The organism is Streptomyces sp. NPDC096040, from assembly GCF_040303265.1.
Taxonomy (GTDB): Bacteria; Actinomycetota; Actinomycetes; order Streptomycetales; family Streptomycetaceae; genus Streptomyces.
This window is the reverse complement of record NZ_JBEOTA010000007.1, coordinates 309,315-332,317: the sequence shown is the minus strand read 5'-3', so window position 1 is coordinate 332,317 and position 23,003 is coordinate 309,315. Positions and strand designations below refer to the sequence as shown.

Below are 23,003 nucleotides of genomic sequence, written 5' to 3'. Positions count from 1 at the left end.
CCGCCGCGATCTGGCACAACTTCCAGACCGGGCAGGCGGTCAGCCGCTCACTGACCGCCTATGACCACTGACCGTGTTCGGAAAGACTCGTCTAGGAGCGGATGCGGGCGGAGGGCCTGTCACTGTCGGCGGACGAGCGGCCCCGCGAGAGTTCGCACATCGCACGCACGGGGGCCGAGTTGGCGTGACTGACCGAGCTGGACCAGGAGTCGGCCGAACAGCTGGTGAACCGGGCCAGGGCCGAGGGGGGTGAACCTGGTCCGTCCGGTATTGCGCTTCGGCCCCCTTGGTAGCCAGGCCCGGTATCCGGGTGAGCGTCGAGGTGGGTGCGCTGTGACACCCAGCGCCGCAGCCCACCGCCTCGGTGGTTGCCGGTGCGGTCACCGGCTTAGATGGCCACCGGCTTCCGCGGTCACCTGGGGGAGGATGGTGCCCAGACGGTCAGCGACGCCGATGATCTCTTCCATGCTCTTGACGTAGAGGTCCTGCTTCCCGTCGTCGATGGCTCGCCGGCAGTCTGCGCTGATCGTCCGGGCCTGCGCCAGCAGCGCCGGCCACCGTTGCTCCAGAGCAGGGTCGGGCAGCGGAAAGTAGGCGCCGAGCTGCTGGGCGGCCGTCTGCAGTCCGAGGCAGTGCGGGCTTATGACGCGGGCCGCATAGCCGCGGTCGGTGAGGGCTCTGTCGTCCTCAAGGGCCTTCAGGATGTCCAGGAGTTCGCCGGTGATCGAGGCCAGGAGCTTCCTTCCTCCGAGACGTAGCCATGCGTCCGACTCGAGGGCGAGTACCTCCGCGGACGGCGTGGTGGTCTGGGCGGGAACAAGGTTTTCACGGGTCAGCGAAGTGCGGACGCCGGAGTGTCCACCGGCGCCGAGGGGAAAACTCGCCGCGGTGCTCAGCGTGAGGCCGGCCAGGCAGATGACCGCCACCGCGGCCTTGCGGGTCGGGCCGCTGAGCCGGGCGGGATTCCGCGGAGGACGCAGGGGCGAGCGCCGGCCGCGGTCACCGGTGTGCGGGCGCACCGCTCTCAGCAGCCGCCGGGCCGCCATGGCGACCACGGCAATGAAGGCGGAGACGAACACGGCCAGTCCCAGAACGAGTGGCAGCACCAACTCGGTCAACGGCCAGGCGCCCCCGGGCGTCCAAGCGCAGGTGGTGCGCAGCGTGGCCAGGCCGCTCACGCAGCCGTCGGCCGAGATCAGCAGGAAGACGACGGTGACGCCGGCGAGGCCCGTCACCCCGGCGGCCCCGGCCGCGGCCGGCACCGGGAACCGGGCTGTCGCCGAACCGGTCACCGCTGCCGTGGCCACGACCGCCCCGATGACCACCACGACGAGCCATGTCGCCAGCAGCAGGACCTGCTGTTCCAGCATCTGGCCGGTCGGCGGCCGCACGGCGTGCACCCGGGCCAGCACCACGACCACACCCAGACAGGCGCCGCCGGCTCCGAGGGCCGCGGCCAGGGCGAGCCGTCGAAACGACGGCAGCCGCCCGGCCTGCCACACGCTCTCTTGCCCCGGCGGCAGCGCACGGATCACCCACGTCGGTGTGTTGGCCGTCGCCCCGCCCGCCCACGCCAGCAACGGCAGCGCCCACAGGGCTGTCGCCGCCCACAGCAGTGACGTGTCCGCCTCCCACGGCCAGACGACCGACATCACCACGGCGATCGCCGTGAGCGTGCTCCGGCCGAGGGCGGGACCCGGCAGATCCTGCTGGAGTGCTGTGCGGATCGCCGACTCCGAGTACGGCCAGCCCGCCGCGAAGAGCTTGCCGCTGCTCTGCCACCAGTCGTACGACATGGCGAAAACGGCCAGCGTGGCCAGAAGACCCACGGCGAACACCGGCCGCAGGCCGCGTCCCCGCCAGCAGCGCAGTACGAGGTCGGCGAACTGCGCCGTCCAGCATGTGACCACCACACTGATGACGACGAGCAGTGCGAACGCCTCGGGGTGTCTGGGCAGCACACGCAACCCGGAGACGCTGCCGGTCAGTACCTCCCCGAGGGCGAGCCCCAGCCCCAGCCACCACCCGGCGCGCAGACCCGAGGGCGCTCGGCCGCCCGTCAGCACAGCCCGGGCCGCGGCACGCCACAGGGTCACGCCGACCGTCGTCGCGATCAGACCAGCGACCGTGTCCGCGGCCAGATGGACCATCCACCCGGTTCCGAACCCGTACAACTGTCCGGCGCAGATCGACGCGGTCGCGCCCGTGAGGAACAGAGTGAGCGCGGAGGAACGGAACAGCTCCTGCGTGTCGGCGAGCGCCTGTCTGCGCCGCTCCCAGTCGGGATGGCTCTGCCACAGGGAGACGAAGGACCAAAGAGCCGTACCGAGCCTTCCGCGGTCCCGGCTCGCCCTGTCGGTCGCGCCGAGCCAGCCCGCAGGGTCGGCCCCCCACCGGATGGCGTCGGCGTCGGCGTACAGCTCGCGTGTGCGCAGGATGTCGGCGCGGGCCAGGAAGACAAAAGCGATCATGGCCGCTGTGGCCGCCATGTCGCGTGAGGTGGCCACCAGCGACGGGGCAGCGAACACCGCCGACGACAGCGACACGTGCAGGGTCAGCCCTGTCCAGCCCGCGTAGCCCGGAAGGACGGTGAACAGGAAGACGCGCCACAGGGCCACCGTCGCGTAGGTGATGTCGACGTCCCGGTTGCGGATGTGCGCCAGTTCGTGCAGCACCACGGCGCGGAACCGCAGCGGATCGTGGTGCCGGACCGCTACGAGGCCGCCGTGCAGGCAGACGACATGGCGGCGCCACCGTCCGAAGACCACGGCACTCGCAGTGCGTGCCGCGGGGGCTACGACGAAGCGCGGCTGTCGGGTGAGGCCGGCGACGTCGACGAGTTCGCCGAGGACGGCGAGCAACTCGCCGTGCCGGTCGATCGCCTCGACCGGTACGAGCCTGCGGCGGCGTTGCTTCCACCAGGGCAGCGTCCAGTACAGGGCAACGGCGACCAGCACGAGTACCGCCACGGCGGACGGCACCAGCCAGGGGGAGGCGTGCGGGGCGAAACGGTCCAGACATGCTCGGAATGCCTTGTCCGACCTGACCGTGGCCAGGCCAACGCCCAGGAAGTCACCCTGCGGATCGGCTCCGGCGGCCAGGGCGCAGCCCACGGACATGTTGCGGGGATCGGTCAGCGATTGACCGATGGCCGACGCCACGGTGGCGCTGCTGGTCAGGAACAGCACGATGAGCAGGATGAACCGCGGACCGGTACCCGCCCCGAGGAGGCGCTCGTCCACTCGGCCGGAAGGGGATAACGGCGCCGCGTCCGCGCTCATGTGCGGTCTCCTGAGTCCGGTCCGCGCCCGTCTTGGGGCCCAGCGTCAGCCGGGGCGGTGGGGTGCGGGCCCGCGCCGCCGTCCTGGTCCTGTTCGGGGCTGTCGACCTGTTCCTGTTCCGCGGGCAGCACGAGCCGGGCCACGACACGTTCGGCGAGCGCCTCGGCCGCCCCGCGCTCCAGACCGCTCTCCGCAGCCAGCTCAACCACCCGCAGTCGTACGGCTTCGAGCTGCGCCGGTTCCAGTGGAGGCAGCACGCGTGGCGCCGCCGGCCGGCGCCCGATCCGGCGCAGCCACAGCCTCGAACGCCGGCCGGCCGTGGCAACGCCGGCGGAGACGATCTGACGTGCCGCCTCATCCAGGGCCATCCACACCACGGGGGTCACCAGAGCGGCGGCCTCACCCAGTCCGAATCCCAGTGGATCGCGGTCCTGCCCACTCGCAAGACGCCGCAAGGCGGTGTCGTCGTCCACCAGGAGGAGCCCGTCGAGCAAGATCAGCTCATGCGGCGCCAGCTCGTTGACGATCACTCGGACGACATCCCGCACCGGTGTCCCACCAGCCGTTTCCGGTCCCCCGTTCACCACATCCCCCGTCATCCCGTCCATGCGCTAAGTCCCTTCAAGGTACTGCGGGGGGAACATCCGGCACGGCGAATTCCCCTGGCTGTCCGCGTTCTTCACGTAATCCGAACCGGCCTCGACCGCCGGCGCCGGGCACCTGAGGGGTGCCCGGCACCGAACGGTCAGAAGGCTCCCGCGTTCAGTGCCTTCTGGAGTTGGGCGGTGGTGTTGGTGTCCCAGGTCTCCTGCGGGGTGAGGCCGAGGTGCTTGTTGAGGGCGGTGATGGTGTCGGGTCCGGTGACGCCGTCGGCGGTGACCTGCAAGTAGGCTTGCAGGGCCTTGACGGTCAGCGGACCGAACGCGCCGTCGACGTCCAGCCCGGCCCCGCTCTTGCTGTTGAGGATGCGCTGCAGGGCGGCGCAGGTGGCGGGCCCGAACTCGCCGTCCACGGCGAGCAGGCCGGCCGGGGCGACGAGTGCCTTGGGCTTGATGACGCCGGTGTGTCCGGCGAGGGCGGCCTTCATCACGGCGGCGGTGTGCGGGCCGTACTCGCCGTCCACGGTCAGCTTGTGCTTCGTCTGGAAGGTGCGGACCGCCTTGTCGGTGGCGGCGCCGAACTGTCCGTCGACGGTGAGGCCTGCCTTCTGGACGGTGTTGAGGTTCTTCTGCAGGGTCTTGACGGTGTTGCCGGTGGAGCCCTTGCGCAGGATGCCGTCGTGGCTGGGCATGGGGGCCGCACCGTCGTAGGCGGGCCGGCCGTAGCCGACCACGCAGGCGCGGCCGCGGATCCGGCGGCGGAAGGCGTCGGAGGTGTTGCCCTCAAGAGTGGTGATGGTGCCGTTGGAGTGGACTGCCTCCACCAGGCCGACGTGGTCGATGCCGCTGATGGAGCGGCCGCCGGAGAAGTCGAAGAATACGACGTCGCCGGGGCGGATGCCGCCGAGGCCGTAGTGCCAGCGGCCGTGGGACTGGAAGGCGCGGGCGTGGGCGGTGGTCAGGGCGAACTTGCCCATGACGGCGGTGATGTTGTCGGAGTGGGCGGCCTCGTAGCTGATGGACATGTCGCACCAGGGGCCGGAGAAGCCGTACCAGGAGGTGATGTTGTTGTGGTTGGAGCCGGGCGGGTGCTCGGTGGTACCGAGCAGCTTGCGGGCAGCGGCGATCATTCCGTTTGCGGTTCCCATGGCTGGTGTCAGAGCTCCATGTCGTCGGGGAGTGCGTCGAGGTCGGAGGTGACCTCGTGGGCGGGGTCCTGGCTGACGCCGGTCTGGTCAGGGTCGACGTCGAAGACCCCCGCGCCGCCCTCCGGGTAAGGCGGCGTCTGCTCGTTCTCGCTCATGAACGCTTGCTCCTTTCGCTTTCTCGGGCGTCGGCCGCCTGGCCACGCGTTCGCACCGGAGATCAGTCGAGCTCTCCGGCGGCCGGCGATGAGGCTTGGCGACCACCTTGCATCACCGAGTTCAGCGGGCCGGGAATTGAATGGGCAGCCGCCTACACCAACCTGATCAATGACTGAACTGCAGCTCACAAGGGTGAAGTCCGGCTGCTGACCAAAGAAGGCGCCTGTGGTTGCCCTTGCGTCACGGGTGCGCGTAACTTCACGAGCCACAGCGCCGCGTCCACGGGGGAAGCGGGGCAACGGGGGTGTTGTCGATGGCGGGGCGTCCGGAGAGTCCGCTCGACCCGAGCGCCGGGCCAGCACAGCGACTTGCCGCCGAGTTACGTAAACTCCGCGCGCAGAGCGGGAGTCCGACGTACCGGGTGATGGCGCAGCGCGCCGGGCAGGGGGCGAGCACGTTGTCGCAGGCGGCTGCGGGTGAGCGGCTGCCGACGCTGCCGGTCGTGCTGGCCTACGTGCGTGCCTGCGGCGGCGATGAGGCCGAGTGGGAGGCGCGGTGGCGCGAGGCGGCCGCGGAAGCGGCAGCCGAGCCGCGCACCGAGGGCGAGGACGCTGAGCCGCCCTACCGGGGGCTGGCCCGCTTCGAACCCGGAGACGCCAACCTGTTCTTCGGCCGAGATGAACTCACCGACCGCCTGCTCCAGCTCACCTCCTCACGCCGGTTCACCGCGGTGTTCGGCCCGTCGGGCAGCGGCAAATCCTCCTTGCTGCGTGCCGGCCTCATCCCTCGTCTCCGCGACCCGGCCGCGCTGCGCGTACTCACTCCTGGTGAGCATCCCCTGCGCACCCACGAGCAGCGCCTGATACCGAAGGACACCGACGGCGACACCTGGCTGATCGTCGACCAGTTCGAAGAGCTCTACACCCTCTGCCCCGATCCGGCCGAACGCGACGAGTTCATCGACCGCCTCCTGGCCGCCATCGACCCGGCGAGTCGGTTGCGCGTTGTCATCGTCGTACGCGCGGACTTCCTCAGCCGCTGCGCCGAACACTCTGCGCTGACCGCCGCATTGCAGGACGGCACCCTGCTGACTGGTCCGATGAGCCGTGACGAGCTGCGCGAGGCCATCGTCAAACCCGCCCAGGCCGCGGGAATGATCGTGGAACGATCCTTGACCGCGCGCATCCTCGACGAGGTCGAAGGCGAGCCCGGGGCCCTGCCGCTGATGGTAGTTCAGCTCCGCGAAGAAACCGCGACGTCTGCCCATCGCGCCCCCATAAGAGCCGGTGCCTAGGACTCGATCCCTGCAAGTTTCACCGTAACGATGATCACTGCCACTGGAAGGACAATCCAGGCGTGATGGTGACGTACTGGCCGTCGAACTGGACCTGGCCGCCGTGGCCCTTTACCCCTGTGAATTGCCCCCCCGAGGGCTGAGATGGGAGCGCATCCTTTCACGGAATCCCCAGTGCTTCGAGGCGCCGTTGCTGCTGTCGGAACACGGGGCGCGGGAGGACGGGGCGCGGGCGTCCTGAAAAGGCCGGCCGACCTGCGAGGTGACGGCGGGTGTGGGCTCGCGGTGATCCGCAGCCGCGCGGTCAACACATCGACGATGTGGCGCACAGGCTCGCCTTGCTGCGGTGGCGTAAAGATCCGCTCATGGTTCTCGGGCCAACAGAGACAGTAACCGTCGTGATCTGATAAGAAATGCGCACACTTCGGTTAAGAGGGATAGCTCCTGCGCGCCTTGTGACGTGGATGCACCTGTCGGCCCGAGTGACGCTTCGACCACCGTCACGGCCACAGATGTGATGGTGCGTCAGTTTCTAGGAGATTTCTGCATGGCCAAGAAGGTCCACGCCGGGCCGGGACGTCCCGGGCGCGCGGCAGCCAAGACCGGCAGACGGGCCAGGGCGATCACTGCGGCTTCGACCGCTGTACTCGCTCTCATCGCCGTCACCGGGACCGCCACTGGAGCGGTCGCACAAGGGGGAGCGGCCGGATCGGGCGGCCCCAGGCGAATAGGGGCGGCCCCGCGTGTCCCGGTGGGGGCGACGGTGACCGGCGCGACCGCGTCGGGAACCACGCTGCACCTCAGCGTGAACCTGGCTCCGCGTGATCCGCAGTCGCTGGCGGACTTCGTCACCGCGGTGTCCACACCGGGGAACGCCCAGTACCACCATTACCTGGCCAAGGGGCAGTTCGCCGCGGTCTTCGGTCCCACGCGGGCCATCATCGCGGGAGTCTCACAGGCGTTGAAGGCGGCCGGTCTTCACCCCGGCAAGGTCAGCCCGGACGGCCTGTCCATCCCGGTCACCGCCACCGCCGCCCAGGCGTCCCACGCCTTCGACACCGGCTTTCGCGACGTCCGGCTCAAGGACGGCACCACCGACTACCTCAACACCTCGGCTCCCTCGCTGCCCGCGAAGGTGGCGTCCTCGGTGACCGGGATCGTCGGCCTGAGCAGCATCAGCACCGTCAGCAGTCACCACTCCGCGGTACGTCGCGCAAGCAGGCGCAGCTCTGCCACCGCCACCGTCTCCGGACGCGGTTCGCGCACGGTGGCCCCCCACACGTACACCCCGGCACTGTGCGCCGACTTCACCGGCTCGGGCCTGACCGACGGCACCGACTACTACAGCCCCGGCAAGCTGGCCGGCGCCTACGGGATGACCGACTCCGCCACCACCGGTGCGGGGCAGACCGTGGCCGTGTTCGAGCTGGAGAACGTCGACGCCGGCAGCATCGCCGCGTACCAGTCCTGCGTCGGCACCAGCACCTCGGTGTCCACCGTGTACGTCGACACGACGGCAGGGGCCGGCGCGCCGGCCACCGACGGATCGGTCGGCGTGGAGTCGGCGCTCGACATCGAGGACCTGATAGGTCTGGTGCCCGGCGCCGCCGTCATCGACTACCAGGGGCCGGACGCCGTGTCCGCGACCGACCAGAACGTCCTCGACGTCTACCAGCGGATGGTCACCGACGACCAGGCGCAGGTCATCTCCACCAGTTGGGGTGAGTGCGAGGCGGTCGAGAGCAGCGCGACCGCGAGTGCCGAGAACACCGTCTTCGCGGAGGCCGCCGCCCAGGGCCAGAGCGTCGTCGCCGCCTCGGGCGACGACGGCTCCAGCGACTGCTACCGCGCGACCGGCTCCACGGCCAAGGCTGTCGACGACCCCGCGAGCCAGCCCTACGTCACCGGTGTCGGCGGCACCACGATGACCACCTCGGGCAGCACCACCACCCAGACGACGTGGGGCAACGCCTCCGGCGGTACTGGTGGCGGCGTCTCCTCGCGCTGGGCTCCCGTCGTCTACCAGGGCGGTGTCGCCACCACCACCAAGCGTGCCGTTCCGGACGTCGCCGCTCTGGCAGACCCGGCCGACGGGTATCCGATCTACTTCCAGGACGACAGCCAGTCCTCCAGCCCCGTCCCCGGCCTCGTCGGCGGCACCAGCGGTGCGGCCCCGACCTGGGCCGCCGCGATCGTCCAGGCCAACGCCGGCACGGCCTGCCAGGCCAACGGCCGGGTCGGCTTCCTCAACAACGCCCTCTACAAGGCCGCACGGAGCAGCTACCCGACGGACTTCTGGGACGTCACCAGCGGCGACAACTCCGTATACGCGACCGGCTACACGGCGGCGGCCGGCTACGACGAGGTGACCGGTCTGGGCTCGCCCAAGGAGGCCGGTCTGACCACCGCACTGTGCGCGGCCAAGGGCACGGCCGCCACGGGCGCCTCCACCTTCCACCCGCTCAGCAGTCCCAAGCGCCTGTTGGACACCCGCAACGGCACCGGCTGGGGACTCAGTTCCATCCCGACCACGAAGCCTCTGGTCGCGGGCGGCACCGCCCCGGTTAAGATCGAGGGAGCCGGGGGGATCCCGAGCAGCGGCGTGACCGCTGTCGTGCTCAACCTCACGGTCACCGGCACCACCGGCGCGGGTTCGTTGATCGCCTGGGCCGACGGCACCAGCAAGCCGTCGACCAGCAACCTCGACTGGACCGGCGCGAGCCAGACCATCGCCGCCTCGGCGACCGTCAAGGTGGCAGGCGACGGCGTGGTGGACCTCTACACGAGCAGCACCACCCACCTGATCGCCGATGTCCAGGGCTACTACACCAGCGGCACCACCGGCTCGAAGTACACGGCGCTGCCCCCGGCCCGCCTGCTGGACACCCGCTCCAAGGTCGGCATCTCCACCACCACCAAGATCTCCAACGCGGTGATCAGCCTCAAGGTCCGCGGTCACGGTGGCGCACCGACCGGCGCCACCTCCGTGGTGCTCAACCTGACGGCCACCCAGACCGTCGGCGGGGGCTACCTGGAGGCCTACCCCGAAGGCGCCACCCGCCCGACCGCGTCCAACGTCAACTGGTCGGCCACCGGGACCACCATCCCCAACCTGGTGGTCGTGCCGATCGGCAGCGACGGCAACGTCAGCATCTACGTCCACGGCACCAGCCACGTGATCGCCGACGTCTCCGGCTACTTCTCCACCAGCGGCTCGGCTTTCCACACGGTCACCCCGCTGCGCCTGCTGGACACACGTCAGACGACGGCGCTGGGCGCCGGCAAGACCCTGGCCCTGCAGATCTCGGGGCGTGACGCCATCCCGTCCACCGGCGTCAAGGCGGTCGCGCTGACCGTCACCGTCACCGGCACCACGGGCACTGGATACCTCACCGCCTGGGCCGACGGCCACAGCCGCCCGACGGCCTCCAACCTGAACTGGGTGCAGGGCAAGACGATCGCCAACCAGGTCGTCGTGCCCGTCGGCTCCGACGGCAAGGTGGACTTCTACACGAACAGCACCACCAACGTGATCGCCGACGTGGCCGGCTACATCAGCTGACGCCCACCGACGACACGACCGCGATGCCCCGCCGACCATTCCGGACGACGGGGCATCGTTGCACTCAGGGATACGTTGCTCAGAACAGTTCCAGATCCTCGCCGCTGGTGTCCGCGATGACTGGCCGGGGCTGGACGGGGAGGCCGTCCAGTCGGTCGGGACCGGCCGCGGCGGCCACGGCGGGGGCCGTCTCGGCCAGCCAGACACGAAACCGCTCGGCGGCTTCGCGGTAGGGGACTTGCGCCAGGACACGGTGCTCGCCGGAGGGGCAGCAGTCGACGGCGACAGTGAGCAGGCAGGAACGGGGCGTGTTCTGACTGCCCGTCCAGGACACGCGCAGCACACCGCAGGGCGTGCGCCCGCGGGAGGCTCGGTGGGTCGGGCGCAGCGATCGGCAGGCTATCTGGGCGGTCCACGCGGCGAGGTGCGGCAGGGGCAGGGTGGTGCGTGCGCGGCAGCCGGGGCAGCGGTGCCAGTGGCGGAGCCAGTCGTCGGTGTCGGTGTGGAAGAGGCGTGTGTAGCGGTTCGCCACGCGGATGTCGTTGCTGTACAGGTGGTCGGGGCGTTCCTGTGTGTTGCAGGACTGGCAGACAGGGGCGCGGACGTAGCCGTGTTCGTGGCAGTGGTCGAGCACGGTGGCGGGCGCGGTGCGGCAGACGGCGCACGCCCACCCGGCGACCCTGCGGGAGGTACCGGGCTTCCTGCTGAGCACCGAGTACAGCTGGCCCTCCAGCTCTTTGTCGTACGGGCGCAGTGAGGCGGTAGGGCCTTCGGGGCTCGTCGGCTGCCGACCGTCCGCGTCTCGGGCCTGCCGGGGGTGGGAGGGCGGCCCGGTGGTGACTCTGCTTGCCTGGCCGCTCCGCGCGGCCTGCACCCACTGCGTTTCGGCGTGCTCGGCCGCGTCCAGCAGTCTGACCACGGCGCGCGGCAGCCACCACGTCCGCTGTGTCCCGTCGCGGGTCTGTTCCACGAGTATCTGTCGCCAGTCGATCCCCGCCAGGTGGTACGGCCGGTCGACTTCACGTCGTGCTGCCCGCTGGGGGCCGCCCAGTTCCCGCAGTTCCCCCGTGATGCGCCGGCGCCAACGCATCGGCGTTTCCCCGTTGTCCTCCTGTCTCGGCGCCCCACGAAACGGACCGATGCGGACCAGGTCCTGCCGATCCATCCCCACCGCGTTCAGTAACGCGGCCGCCCGGCGCACCTCACCCTCCGGAACACTCCACTGACCGCCGCTCACCCTCACCGTCGCCACCACATGGTCGCCGAGCAGGACGTACCCCACCCGGGCACGGGCAGGAGAGCAGGTGAACGCCCCGGAAGCCGTCGGTACAGCGCTGTCGGCCGTCAGATTGACCCACAGAGCGTCCGCGGCACCCAGGGTGATCAGGCCGTCCGTGCGACCGGGCATGACACGCTCTGACATACCGACAGGCTAACGGCCTGCAACGAGCCCACGGGTCTCCAAACGCCTCGGTCGGCGCGGGCCACTGACATTCCTGTCGGCCGCAGCTTTGGTGGCTTGGCTGCCTGCTCCCGACAACGCGGCGCACTTCTCAACCATGCGCGGACGGGCGCGGACGCGGGAACAACTGCAGGCTGGCTTCGGCGTCAGTGCCGCGACGGTTTACTCCGCATCCGCAGCACCACTGCCCTCCTCGCGTCCTTCGTCCCTGATCAGGTCCCGTCACTCACCGGCGGATCGATGCACAGAAACCGCACAGTCTGCGACTGGACGCATGCGTTGAGTGAGATTCCATGCGGACTTACGGCTATCGCTTCTTCCCGGGCGGCTCGAATTCCGGGTGCATGGGCCGTAGTTCGGCCGTGGCCAAACGACAAGCAGGCCCCTGACTTGCGTTTCCACAGGTCAGGGGCCTGTCATACAAGGGTGAGTGACGGGACTCGAACCCGCGACATCCTGGACCACAACCAGGTGCTCTACCAGCTGAGCTACACCCACCACGACCGGCGGTGATTCTGTGGTTTCTCCGACCGGCCGAGAAAAAGTGTACAGGGTCCGAAGGGGTGCTCGCGCACGGCTTTCCGGGGGCCCCTTCAGGGGCCTCCTGGACGCCTATTCCGCAGGCAGGACGTGCTTGGCCGCGATCGCCTTCGCGGTGTCCGAGTCCGGGCCGGGCTGCGGTACGAAGATGGCCTCGCGGTAGTAGCGCAGTTCGGCGATCGACTCGCGGATGTCGGCGAGGGCGCGGTGGTTGCCGTTCTTCTCCGGGCTGTTGAAGTACGCCCGCGGATACCAGCGCCGGGCCAGCTCCTTGACGCTGGACACGTCGACGATCCGGTAGTGGAGGTATCCCTCCAGGGCCGGCATGTCCCGGGACAGGAAGCCGCGGTCGGTGCCGACGGAGTTGCCGCACAGCGGGGCCCTGCTCGGTTCCTTCACGTGTTCCCGTACATAGGCCAGGACCCGCTCCTCGGCCTCGGCGAGCGTCGTGCCGCCGGCCAGCTCGTCGAGCAGGCCTGACGTGGTGTGCATCTGCCGCACCACCTCCGGCATCGTCTCCAGTGCCTTGGCCGGCGGACGGATGACGATGTCCACGCCCTCGCCGAGCACGTTCAGCTCGGAGTCGGTGACCAGTACGGCCACCTCGATGAGCGCGTCGTCGGACAGCGAGAGGCCGGTCATCTCGCAGTCGATCCACACCATGCGATCGTTCATGCGACCACCCTAAAGCTGACGTCAGCTTTTGTGGCCCCCGCGGTCGGCGCCGAGGCTTCCCGGGCCGGGAAGGCATGGCCGCGGCCCACCCGAGCGGGTCGGGTGGGCCGGTGGGACGTCAGCTGCCGGTGCGCGGGCCCGGCAGGCTGGGCGACAGGCCTACCGCCGCTGTCCTGCGGGTCTGCATCGGCAGTACCCCCTCGGGGTACTGGATCAGCGGGCCCGTCGGTGGCAGCGGTGCCGGTTCCGGGGTGTCGGGGCGGTCGGACTGCGGCCGGCGTGCCCGGTAGGCCGCCCGGTACGCCGCCGGGGACGAACCCAGCTGGCGCCGGAAGTGGCCGCGCAGGGCGACGGGGGAGCGGAAGCCGCAGCGGCCCGCCACCTCGTCCACCGAGTAGTCCGACGTCTCCAGCAGGCGCTGCGCCTGGAGCACCCGTTGCGTGATCAGCCACTGCAGCGGGGCGCTACCGGTCAGCGAGCGGAAGCGGCGGTCGAAGGTCCGGCGGCTCATGTACGCGCGTGCCGCCAGTGTCTCCACGTCGAACTGCTCGTGGAGGTGCTCCAGCGCCCAGGCGACGACCTCGGCGAGCGGGTCGGCGCCGATCTCCTCTGGTAAAGATCGATCGAGGTAGCGCTCCTGACCGCCGGAGCGGCGGGGCGGGACCACCAGGCGCCGGGCGAGCGCACCGGCCGCCTCGTTGCCGTGGTCCGTCCGCACGATGTGGAGACAGAGGTCGATTCCGGCCGCCGTACCGGCGGACGTCAGGACGTCGCCGTCGTCCACGAACAGTTCGCGTGGGTCGACGTGCACCGACGGATAGCGCTTGGCCAGCGTCGGCGCGTACATCCAGTGGGTGGTGGCCGGGCGGCCGTCCAACAGTCCGGCGGCGGCCAGTACGAACGCGCCGGTGCACAGCCCGACTATGCGGGCCCCTTCCTCATGGGCGCGGCGCAGCGCGTCCAGGGCTTCTTCGGGCGGTGGCGCGGTGATCGAACGCCAGGCCGGTACGACGACCGTGCCGGCGCGTGAGATCGCCTCCAGGCCATGCGGCGCGGTGAGTTCCAGGCCCCCTGTGGTCCGCAGCGGGCCTTCCTCACCACCGCACACCAGCAGTCGGTAGCGCGGCACTCCGGCGTCCTGGCGGTCTATCCCGAACACCGACAGTGGTATGGAACTCTCGAAGATGGGGCCGCCGCTGAACAGCAGCACCGCGACGATCTCCTTGCGGCGTCGCCCGGAGAGTTTCCGGGCCGCGGCTTCCGGCGCGGCAGTGGAGTCGTGGCTCATCCTGCTAAGCCCCCCTCGGTGGTCGCGGCTCCTCGGTTGTGTCGCTCCTGCACGTTTCCCCTCGGTCCTGCACGAGTCCCCCGCCGTAAGACGTCAAGATCGAATCTACTGGTTTCCGCGGTCTCGCGGTGACCAGTTCGACACGCCGTAGATTGTCGACATGACAACTTGGCGTGAAGCATTCGATCACGAAGCGTTGCACTCACGGGCCGTGCAGGGAAGTACGCCTCGTGGCAGTGGCCAAACCGCGTAGGGTGTGGAGGGTCCCCTGGACCCTTTCCGTGCAGGTGGAACGGGGGTTGGGGGGTGGTCGGGGCCCCTCTTGCGCAGGGTCGGGAAGTTGGCTGAAAAGAAGCGTTCCCGTGCGCGGAAACCGGTCAGTCGACCGGTGTAGTGCCCCTAGTGTGACGTCCGCCTCCCCGGCCTGCTCCGCGGGGTGCCCGGTGCGGGGTCCGGTGCGGCGCTGCGTGGCGTGTTCCGTGGCGTGTCCCCTGTGCCCTCCCGCGCTCCGAGCGGCGCAGCAGGTACCGGCATACGGCGGTCACGGCGGCCAGCCCGAGGGCGGTGCCGGCGGTGCCGGCCAGCGAGGTGCCGTACCAGAGGAGCACCACGGGGACGAGGACGCAGGAGAACGCGGCCCAGCGGACGACGTCACCCGTGGTGTCCTGGGCGGGGCGCGGGCGGGGTTTCGCGCGCGGTCCGGACATGTGTGTCTCCCTGGCTGGTGCTCCTGCCGGCTCCCTGGTGGTACCTCTCCGGGGTTCAACGCGTGTTCGAGCGGTCGGTCACCGTGCGTGGGTCCAGCGCCTGTCCGAATCCTGTGCAAACCGCCTGTACGGGGCAGCAACCATTGCGTTACGGGCGCGGCTCGTGCATGCTCCCTGGAACCCCTAACCGACTCCGGGGACGGTCCCCTACGGAGAGTGCGCGGGATCTGGGCTGAGGAGGCGTGCCGCCGTACCCTTGGGGGTATGGGGTTGGGAAGATGTTTCCCGGACACAGCTCCGCCGCACACTGTCGTCCCTCCCACAAAGGATCACAACGCCGAGACAGCCATGGCCGGTCACGAATTCTTCGATCCAGCGGACCGCAAGCGGCCGGTCGCCGACCCCACGGCGGCCGATGCGCTGGCGGCGGAAGAGCCACGCCCTTCCTGCGACCCCGCCTTCAAACACGGAGTGGTCGTCGGCTTCGACGGCTCCACCTCCAGTGAGCGCGCCCTCGCCTACGCGATCGGGATGGCACATCGCTCCCGCGCGGGGCTGATCATCGTCCATGTCGCCAACCGACTGCCGACCACCGTGTGGGCCGGCTGCGAGCCACCCGTCTTCGTCGACGTGCCCGACCACCGTACCGAGGTGCTCGGTCTCGAACTCGCCTGCGCCGACTACCTGGCCGAGGTGCCCTGGATCCTCGTCGAGCGCGGCGGTGACATCTGCCACGAACTCGAAGAGGTGGGGCAGGAGTACGAGGCCGACGCGATCGTCGTGGGCTCGACCCACGGGATCGTCGGGCGGATCTTCGGCTCCGTCGCGGGCAGACTCGCCAAGCGGGCCAAGCGGCCCGTCGTTGTCATTCCGTAACTCCGCCTTCTCCCAGGTGAGATGCGCCGTGGGAACGGTCCGGCTCCCTTTGTGCCGTGCGTAAATCTACTCGCGCGTAGAGGTGTTTGTGCCCTTGTGAAGGGCATATATCGGTCACCGCGCGCAACTGCACAAGCATGAAGGGAGCCCGCCGTGGACAATGACGTCTCTGCGGGAAGCGGAACCACTACCGTGGCCGGCCGACTCGCCCTGGGGATCACCCTGTTGGCGTTCGGCCTCGGCACCACCGGCGTGATCGACGGCGTCACCACGTCCGACGCCGTGTCAGTCGCCCACTACGTGGGCGGAGTCGCCCTCTTCCTCGTCGGCCTGCTGGCCTTCCGTGACCGTGACACCGTGAACGGCACGGGCTATGTGGCCCTCGGCGCCCTCTGGTTCACCTGGGCCGTCTCGTCCGGCGGCAACGCCTCGGCCAACGCGGCCGGGCTCTTCCTGGTCCTCTTCGCCCTGGTGGCACTGTCGTTGACCCTCGCGGGCGGCGACACGCTCGGACAGGCCATGCACGGGCTGCTGTTCCTGTCGATGCTGCTGCTCGCTGTCGCGAACTTCGCCGACAGCTCCTCGCTGGTCAAGGTGGGCGGCTGGGTCGCCGCGGCGGCGGGGGCGGTGGCCTGGTACGCCGCGACGGCCGCGCTCGCGCACTGGCCCACGGTCCTTCCCAGGCGGGCTGCCGGTCGGGGGGTGACGGCCCACGGCTGATATGGCAGCCGACGCCGGGGAGTTGGGCGTCCCCGGCGACATATGGAGCGGACCCCTTGGTGGCCGGTGGCCCACCTAGGGGTCCGTTCCCCTTTTTGCGCCTGAACCGGCGCCGCTCTCGCGGACCTGGTTGCTCGCCGTGGGGGTTACCCAATTGTCGCTACGGCCGTCGGGGCGAGAAAAACCTATTCAACCGTCACCGACTTCGCCAGGTTCCTCGGCTTGTCGATGTCCCTGCCCAGGGCCTTTGCCGTGTGGTACGCGAGGAGTTGGAGGGGGATGCCCATCAGGATGGGGTCGAGTTCGTCCTCGTTCTTCGGGACGACGATCGTGCGGTCCGCCTTCTCCTGGTGCTGGTGGGCCACCGCGAGGATCTTGCCGCTGCGGGCCTTGATCTCCTCCAGGGCCGCGCGGTTCTTCTCCAGGAGGTCGTCGTCGGGGACGATCGCCACCGTGGGGAGCGCCGGCTCGATCAGGGCCAGCGGGCCGTGCTTCAGCTCGGACGCCGGATAGGCCTCCGCGTGGATGTAGGAGACCTCCTTGAGCTTCAGGGAGGCCTCGCGGGCCACCGGGTAGCCCCGGACGCGGCCGATGAAGAGCATCGAGCGGGCGTCGGCGTACTCCTTCGCCAGCTTCTCGATCTCCGCCTCCTGGTCGAGGATCTCGGCGATCTGGGCGGGCAGCCTGCGCAGGCCGTCGATGACCCGCTTGCCGTCGCGGACCGAGAGGTCCCGGATGCGGCCCAGGTGCAGGGCGAGGAGTGCGAAGGCGACCGTGGTGTTGGTGAAGCACTTCGTCGAGACGACGCAGACCTCCGGCCCGGCGTGCACGTACATGCCGCCGTCCGCCTCGCGGGCGATCGCCGAGCCGACCACGTTCACCACGCCCAGCACCCGCGCGCCCTTGCGCTTCAGCTCCTGGACGGCGGCGAGGACGTCGTACGTCTCACCGGACTGGGAGACCGCGATGTAGAGGGTGTCGGGGTCGACGACCGGGTTGCGGTAGCGGAACTCGGAGGCGGGCTCGGCGTCCGCGGGGATACGGGCCAGCTCCTCGATCATCTGGGCGCCGATCATGCCCGCGTGGTACGAGGTGCCGCAGCCGAGGATCTTCACGCGGCGCACGGCACGCGCGTCGCGGGCGTCCAGGTTGAGGCCGCCGAGGTGCACGGTGGAGAAGCGGTCGTCGATCCGGCCGCGCAGCACGCGGTCGACCGCGTCGGGCTGCTCGAAGATCTCCTTGTGCATGTAGGTGTCGTGGCCGCCCATGTCGTATGACTCGGCCTCCCACTCCACGGTGGTCGGCTCGGCCGTCGTCCGGGTGCCCTCGGTGGTGTAGGTCCGGAAGTCGTCGGCCTTGAGGGTGGCCATCTCGCCGTCGTCCAGAGTCACTATCTGGCGGGTGTGGGTGACCAGGGCCGCGATGTCGGAGGCGACGAACATCTCCTTGTCGCCGATGCCGAGGACGACCGGGGAGCCGTTCCTGGCCACCACGATGCGCTCGGGGAAGTCGGCGTGCATCACCGCGATGCCGTAGGTGCCCTCGATCAGGCGCAGGGCCTGGCGGACCTTCTCCTCCAGGGTCTCCGCCTGGGAGCGGGCGACGAGGTGGACGAGGACCTCGGTGTCGGTCTCGGAGAGGAACTCGACGCCGTCCGCCTCCAGCTTGCGGCGGAGGTCGGAGGCGTTGTCGATGATGCCGTTGTGGACGACGGCGACCTTCTGGTCGGCCGACATGTGCGGGTGGGCGTTCACGTCGGAGGGGGCGCCGTGGGTGGCCCAGCGGGTGTGGGCGATACCGGTGGTGCCCTTGAAGCGCGCCGGTACCTTGGCCTCCAGGTCCCGGACCCGGCCCTTGGCCTTGACCATCTTCAGGCCCGCCGCCTTCGGCGAGGTGACGACGATGCCCGCCGAGTCGTAGCCGCGGTATTCCAGCCGCTGTAGCCCCTCGAGGAGAAGGGGAGCCACATCACGCTTACCGATGTATCCGACAATTCCGCACATATATAGGTGTTCCGTATTCCTAGCCGTAGACCATGCGGCGCAGTTGCCGGAGGGTGAGCTCCGGCGGGGCGACCGCCCTGTACTTCAGATCCGCCTCGATCCGTTCGAAGATCTCCGCGTTCACCAGGCCTTCCGCCTGCAGTTCGCGGTGGCGGCGCCGGACGTAGTCCCCGGCAGTCTCGTCGAAGTAGGCGAGCACGTCCTGTATCACCCGCAGCGCCTCGCCCCGGCTCAGGAGCGTGGACCGCGTCAGATGATCAACCAGTTCGTCGTGCACCCGTAGATCCTGGAGTACGGGACAGCGGTTACGCAAGAATCCTGCCCGATTCCGGGCAACGGCCTGTTGAATCTCTTATATGGGGTTCTGTTCGTAGCCTGTCCATCCTGTGTCTTGCGCCACGTTGCTTGTGAAGTCGATGTTCAGACGCCATGGACATTCCTCGTATGGGAGTACCCGAACAGCTGGCCGAGCGTATGAGCCTGGCCGAGCAGCACGAGTACCTCCGCGCCAAGTTCTCCCGGCGCTCGGTGATCAGAGGCGGCGCCGTCACGGTCGGCGCTGTCACGGGCGGCTCCTTCGTGCTGGGCGGCACCGCGCAGGCCGCCGTTCCCACCCGGTCGTCCGCCCCGGCCACCGAGTACGTCGACGGCGCCTTCGTGGCGCCGTTCGGTCGTCACCTCGCCTACGGTAACGACGCCAGCACGGAGATGACGATCTCCTGGCAGGTTCCGGTCGCGGTGAAGAAGCCGTTCGTCCGGATCGGCACCCACGCCTCGCACCTCTCGGTCAGGATCCCGGCCGAGATCCGCTCCCTCTACACCCCGGCAGGGGTCGGCGCGAGCGGCGACCACACCCAGTACTACGTGCACGCCAAGCTGGCCAACCTCAAGCCGGGCCGCACCTACTTCTACGGCGTCGGCCACGACGGCTTCGACCCGGCCGCCACGCAGTTCGCGGGCACCATAGGCACCTTCACCACCGCGCCCTCGCACAAGGAGCCGTTCACCTTCACGGCCTTCGGCGACCAGGGCGTCAGCTACCACGCCCTGGCCAACGACAGCCTGATCCTCGGCCAGAACCCGAGCTTCCACCTGCACGCCGGTGACATCGCCTACGGCGACCCGGCCGGCCAGGGCAAGGCCTCGGACACGGTCTTCGACTCCCGCACCTGGGACCAGTTCCTGGCCCAGACCGAGTCGGTCGCCAAGTCGGTGCCGTGGATGGTGTCGTACGGCAACCACGACATGGAGGCCTGGTACTCGCCGAACGGCTACGGCGGCGAGGAGGCCCGCTTCACCCTGCCCGACAACGGGCCGGACAAGAAGAACCTGCCGGGCGTCTACTCCTTCGTCCACGGCAACACGGCGATCATCTCGCTGGACCCGAACGACGTCTCCTTCGAGATCCCGGCGAACCTGGGCATCTCGGGCGGCACGCAGACCACGTGGTTCGAGGGGCAGCTGAGGAAGTTCCGCGCCTCGAAGGACATCGACTTCATCGTCGTGTTCTTCCACCACTGCGCCTACTGCACCTCCACGGCGCACGCCTCGGAGGGGGGCGTGCGACAGGAGTGGGTGCCGTTGTTCGAGAAGTACACGGTGGACCTGGTCATCAACGGCCACAACCACCAGTACGAGCGCACCGACGTCATCAAGGGCAACCAGGTCGTCAAGAAGCTCCCGATCGGCGAGACGGCCTACTCCGAGACCGAGGGTGTCGTCTACGTCACCGCGGGCGCGGCCGGCCGCAGCCTCTACGCGTTCACCGCGCCGGACTCCTACGAGGGCCACCTGAACGAGGTCGACTCCGTCGCCTCCTTCATCAACACAAAGGACGGCAAGGTCAACGAGACCGTCACCTGGTCCCGGGTGCGCTACCTCAACTACTCGTTCCTGCGCGTGGACGTCGAGCCCGCGCCGCGCGGCCAGTACGCCAAGCTGAAGGTGTCGGGCATCGCCGAGACCGGCGACCGCATCGACCACTTCACGGTGGCCCGCAAGGCCAAGTAAGGGCCTACGCCCGGAAGGCAGGGCGTAAGGCACCCGCAGGCGGTCCTCACATGCGTTTGAGGACCGCCTGTTTGGCCATCGCGAACTCCTCGTCCGTGAGCACACCCTCGCGATGCAGCTCACCCAGTTCGCGCAGGCGCCGCAGCAGCGCGTCATGATCGGCCTCGGGCTCCTCCACCGCCGGGGGCGCAGGCGGTACGGCCGTCGACGGATGCGGCAGCCGCGCCTGCACCGCCGCCGCGACCAGCGCCATCAGCGGATCCCGCTTGAACCCCCACAGCTCCACCGCGTTGGGGTCGTACTTGGCCCGTACCCTGGCCGGCGCGCCGCGCACCCGGAACCGCAGATGGCCGTTCTCCAGCCCGGCGGAGGGCTGCCACTCCACGGCCAGGATGTCCGCCAGGGCCAGCGTGCGGGGACCGGCGGCGGCCTTCGTGTCCTCCGTCTTCCAGTTCCACTCCAGCCGCACCCGCTCCCCGTCGAAGCCGGCCGTGCCGTCCCCGGCGGAGACCGACAACGGCAGCCGCGGACCCGGCAGCAGATACCCGTTCACCGGCGTGTTCGGAACCTGCTCCAGCAGCAGCGCGTCACGCACCTCGTCCGTGAAGTACTCGGCGACGCCGTACCGGTCCGGCTCCACGGCCAGCTGATACGGGTCGTGGGTCTCGGCGAGACGGCCACCGGTGGCGTGCAGCAGCGGATCGGCGCCGTCCCGCAGCCGCAGCCTCAGCCGCCCCGACCTAGGGCCCTGCTCGAACGAGATCCCCGCCAGCGCACCCAGCGGGACGTCCAGTTCACCCAGCGTCCGGCGCAGCACACTGACGTTCTTGTCCCGGCCGGGGGTCAGCCGCAGGGCGTCTCCGCCGAAGGCCCAGATGCCGTCCTTCTGGATGATTTCCGCCATGCGAGGATTGTTCCACCGGGAGTATCGCCGGGTGGTCTCGACCAATCCCGCCCCGTGGTGCATCCTCGGCCGAGGCCCCTGCACCGAGTTCCTCGAAGGGAGCGCACGTGAGACGGCACCACAGAACGACTCCCCGGACTTCCCGCACCTCCCGTACTCCCCGCATGGCCCGCGTCCTCGGGTCCCTGCTGCTGGTCGCGGCGGCCGGTACCTTCACGGTCGGCGCGACCCCGGCGACACCGACGCCCGCGCCGGCCCCGCTGGACCGGGTCGTCCCGGCGCCCGCCTCGGTCAAGGCGGGCGGAGTGCCGTACCGCATCACCCGCGGCACCGCCATCCGGGTCGACGGCTCCCGGGAGGCCCGCCGGGTCGCCGAGTACCTCGCGGACCTGCTGCGCCCGTCGACCGGCTACCGGCTGCCCCTGGCCACCCATGGCGGCTCGGGCATCCAACTCCGTCTGGCAAAAGGCCCGTTCGGCGCCGAGGGCTACCGCCTCGACAGTGGCCGCGACGGCGTCACCCTCACCGCCGCCGAACCCGCCGGCCTCTTCCACGGCGTCCAGACCCTGCGCCAGCTGCTCCCGGCGGCCGTCGAGAAGGACACCGCGCAGCCCGGCCCCTGGCTGGTCGCGGGCGGCACCATCACCGACCGCCCCCGCTACGCCTACCGGGGTGCGATGCTCGACGTCTCCCGGCACTTCTTCACCGTGGCCCAGGTCGAGCGCTACATCGACGAGTTGGCCCTCTACAAGATCGACGAGCTGCATCTGCACCTCAGCGACGACCAGGGCTGGCGCATCGCCATCGACTCCTGGCCACGCCTGGCGGCCTACGGCGGCTCCACCCAGGTCGGCGGCGGCAAGGGCGGCCACTACACCAAGGCCGACTACCGGGAGATCGTCCGCTACGCCGCCTCCCGCTATCTCGAAGTCGTCCCCGAGATCGACATGCCCGGGCACACCAACGCGGCCCTCGCCTCCTACGCCGACCTGAACTGCGACGGCACCGCACCGCCGCTGTACACCGGCACGGAGGTCGGCTTCAGCTCGCTGTGCGCGTCGAAGCAGGTGACGTACGACTTCGCGGACGACGTCATCCGCGAACTGGCCGCCCTCACCCCGGGCCGCTATCTCCACATCGGCGGCGACGAGGCACACTCCACCAGCCACGAGGACTATGTGGCCTTCATGGACCGGGTGCAGCCGATCGTCGCCGAGTACGGCAAGACGGTGATCGGCTGGCACCAGCTGACCGGCGCGCACCCGGCGCCCGGGGCCATCGCCCAGTACTGGGGGCTGGACGACACCAGTGCGGACGAGAAGGCCCAGGTGGTCAAGGCCGCCCAGCACGGCACCGGGCTGATCCTCTCGCCCGCCGACCGGGTCTACCTCGACATGAAATACGCCGAGGACACCCCGCTCGGCCAGGACTGGGCCGGTCTGGTCGAGGTGAAGCGGTCGTACGACTGGGATCCGGGCAACTACCTTCCTGGAGTGCCTGGTTCGGCCGTCCGGGGCGTCGAGGCGCCGCTGTGGACCGAGACCATCGTGACCAACGCCGACATCGACTACATGGCCTTCCCGCGGCTGCCCGGGGTGGCGGAGCTGGGCTGGTCGCCGGCCGCGAGCCACGACTGGGACGCCTACAGGGTGCGGCTCGCCGCGCAGGCGCCCCGCTGGGACGCTCTCGGAATCGACTGCTACCGCTCTTCGCAGGTGCCCTGGCCTGCGAAGTAAGCTGAAGAACAAGCGGGACCAGGAAGACCGGCGGGCTCCCCC

At 69.7% G+C, this 23,003-nt stretch carries 16 protein-coding genes, 1 tRNA gene and 1 pseudogene; 6 read left to right on the top strand and 12 right to left on the bottom strand.

Annotated elements, in window-relative coordinates; all coding sequences use genetic code 11:
* Window positions 1-380: 380 nt before the first annotated feature.
* The 4 genes from ABTY98_RS12085 to ABTY98_RS12070 all read right to left on the bottom strand — a co-directional run bounded on the left by ABTY98_RS12085 (window position 381) and on the right by ABTY98_RS12070 (window position 5,183).
* Entirely contained in the window at window positions 381-3,242 is a 2,862-nt protein-coding gene (locus ABTY98_RS12085; protein ID WP_352220766.1) for a M48 family metalloprotease, read from the bottom strand.
* A 35-nt stretch (window positions 3,243-3,277) separates the two neighbouring features.
* Entirely contained in the window at window positions 3,278-3,829 is a 552-nt protein-coding gene (locus tag ABTY98_RS12080) for a hypothetical protein (RefSeq protein WP_352220765.1), read from the bottom strand.
* A gap of 197 nt (window positions 3,830-4,026) precedes the next feature.
* A complete protein-coding gene (locus ABTY98_RS12075; protein ID WP_352220764.1) occupies window positions 4,027-5,028 on the bottom strand; it encodes a peptidoglycan-binding protein in 1,002 nt (333 codons plus the stop codon).
* An 8-nt stretch (window positions 5,029-5,036) separates the two neighbouring features.
* On the bottom strand, window positions 5,037-5,183 hold the full coding sequence (locus ABTY98_RS12070) for a hypothetical protein (protein WP_350776880.1): 147 nt from the start codon (window positions 5,181-5,183) through the stop codon (window positions 5,037-5,039).
* Between the two features lie 314 nt (window positions 5,184-5,497).
* Here ABTY98_RS12070 and ABTY98_RS12065 point away from each other — a divergent pair.
* Together ABTY98_RS12065 and ABTY98_RS12060 are read left to right on the top strand one after the other, a co-directional pair.
* Window positions 5,498-6,430 (top strand): annotated as a pseudogene (locus ABTY98_RS12065) (nSTAND1 domain-containing NTPase); the annotation flags it as partial.
* A 595-nt stretch (window positions 6,431-7,025) separates the two neighbouring features.
* Window positions 7,026-10,040, top strand: coding sequence for a S53 family peptidase (locus tag ABTY98_RS12060; RefSeq protein WP_352220762.1), 3,015 nt, complete (start codon window positions 7,026-7,028; stop codon window positions 10,038-10,040).
* Between the two features lie 79 nt (window positions 10,041-10,119).
* On the opposite strand, the gene ABTY98_RS12055 is transcribed toward ABTY98_RS12060, so the two are convergent.
* From ABTY98_RS12055 to ABTY98_RS12035, 5 genes are all read right to left on the bottom strand, one after another.
* Window positions 10,120-11,463 carry an endonuclease domain-containing protein gene (locus tag ABTY98_RS12055; RefSeq protein ID WP_352220761.1) on the bottom strand — a complete coding sequence of 448 codons (1,344 nt, stop codon included), beginning with the start codon at window positions 11,461-11,463 and terminating at the stop codon, window positions 10,120-10,122.
* Between the two features lie 464 nt (window positions 11,464-11,927).
* Window positions 11,928-12,000, bottom strand: a tRNA-His gene (locus ABTY98_RS12050).
* A gap of 114 nt (window positions 12,001-12,114) precedes the next feature.
* Window positions 12,115-12,717, bottom strand: a complete 603-nt coding sequence (gene orn, locus ABTY98_RS12045) for an oligoribonuclease (RefSeq protein ID WP_352220760.1) — start codon at window positions 12,715-12,717, stop codon at window positions 12,115-12,117.
* A gap of 118 nt (window positions 12,718-12,835) precedes the next feature.
* Entirely contained in the window at window positions 12,836-14,005 is a 1,170-nt protein-coding gene (locus ABTY98_RS12040) for a helix-turn-helix domain-containing protein (protein ID WP_352220759.1), read from the bottom strand.
* Between the two features lie 377 nt (window positions 14,006-14,382).
* Entirely contained in the window at window positions 14,383-14,712 is a 330-nt protein-coding gene (locus tag ABTY98_RS12035) for a hypothetical protein (RefSeq protein ID WP_352220758.1), read from the bottom strand.
* 348 nt (window positions 14,713-15,060) lie between these two features.
* Between ABTY98_RS12035 and ABTY98_RS12030 the strand changes: the two genes are divergently transcribed.
* Together ABTY98_RS12030 and ABTY98_RS12025 are read left to right on the top strand one after the other, a co-directional pair.
* On the top strand, window positions 15,061-15,588 hold the full coding sequence (locus tag ABTY98_RS12030) for a universal stress protein (RefSeq protein WP_352220757.1): 528 nt from the start codon (window positions 15,061-15,063) through the stop codon (window positions 15,586-15,588).
* A gap of 153 nt (window positions 15,589-15,741) precedes the next feature.
* On the top strand, window positions 15,742-16,308 hold the full coding sequence (locus ABTY98_RS12025) for a GPR1/FUN34/YaaH family transporter (protein WP_352220756.1): 567 nt from the start codon (window positions 15,742-15,744) through the stop codon (window positions 16,306-16,308).
* A gap of 185 nt (window positions 16,309-16,493) precedes the next feature.
* Here ABTY98_RS12025 and glmS read toward each other — a convergent pair whose 3' ends face one another.
* Together glmS and ABTY98_RS12015 are read right to left on the bottom strand one after the other, a co-directional pair.
* Entirely contained in the window at window positions 16,494-18,311 is a 1,818-nt protein-coding gene (gene glmS / locus ABTY98_RS12020; RefSeq protein WP_352220755.1) for a glutamine--fructose-6-phosphate transaminase (isomerizing), read from the bottom strand.
* 19 nt (window positions 18,312-18,330) lie between these two features.
* Window positions 18,331-18,588: a hypothetical protein gene (locus ABTY98_RS12015; RefSeq protein WP_352220754.1), complete on the bottom strand. Its 258-nt coding sequence runs from the start codon at window positions 18,586-18,588 to the stop codon at window positions 18,331-18,333.
* A 167-nt stretch (window positions 18,589-18,755) separates the two neighbouring features.
* Here ABTY98_RS12015 and ABTY98_RS12010 point away from each other — a divergent pair, with 167 nt between their 5' ends.
* Complete coding sequence (locus ABTY98_RS12010) at window positions 18,756-20,321, top strand: purple acid phosphatase family protein (protein WP_352220753.1); 1,566 nt, start codon at window positions 18,756-18,758, stop codon at window positions 20,319-20,321.
* Window positions 20,322-20,367: 46 nt separating this feature from the next.
* On the opposite strand, the gene ABTY98_RS12005 is transcribed toward ABTY98_RS12010, so the two are convergent.
* Window positions 20,368-21,225 (bottom strand): DUF4429 domain-containing protein, encoded by an 858-nt coding sequence (locus ABTY98_RS12005; RefSeq protein ID WP_352220752.1) that lies wholly within the window; start codon window positions 21,223-21,225, stop codon window positions 20,368-20,370.
* A 164-nt stretch (window positions 21,226-21,389) separates the two neighbouring features.
* Here ABTY98_RS12005 and ABTY98_RS12000 point away from each other — a divergent pair, with 164 nt between their 5' ends.
* On the top strand, window positions 21,390-22,961 hold the full coding sequence (locus ABTY98_RS12000) for a beta-N-acetylhexosaminidase (protein WP_352220751.1): 1,572 nt from the start codon (window positions 21,390-21,392) through the stop codon (window positions 22,959-22,961).
* Window positions 22,962-23,003 lie beyond the last annotated feature (42 nt).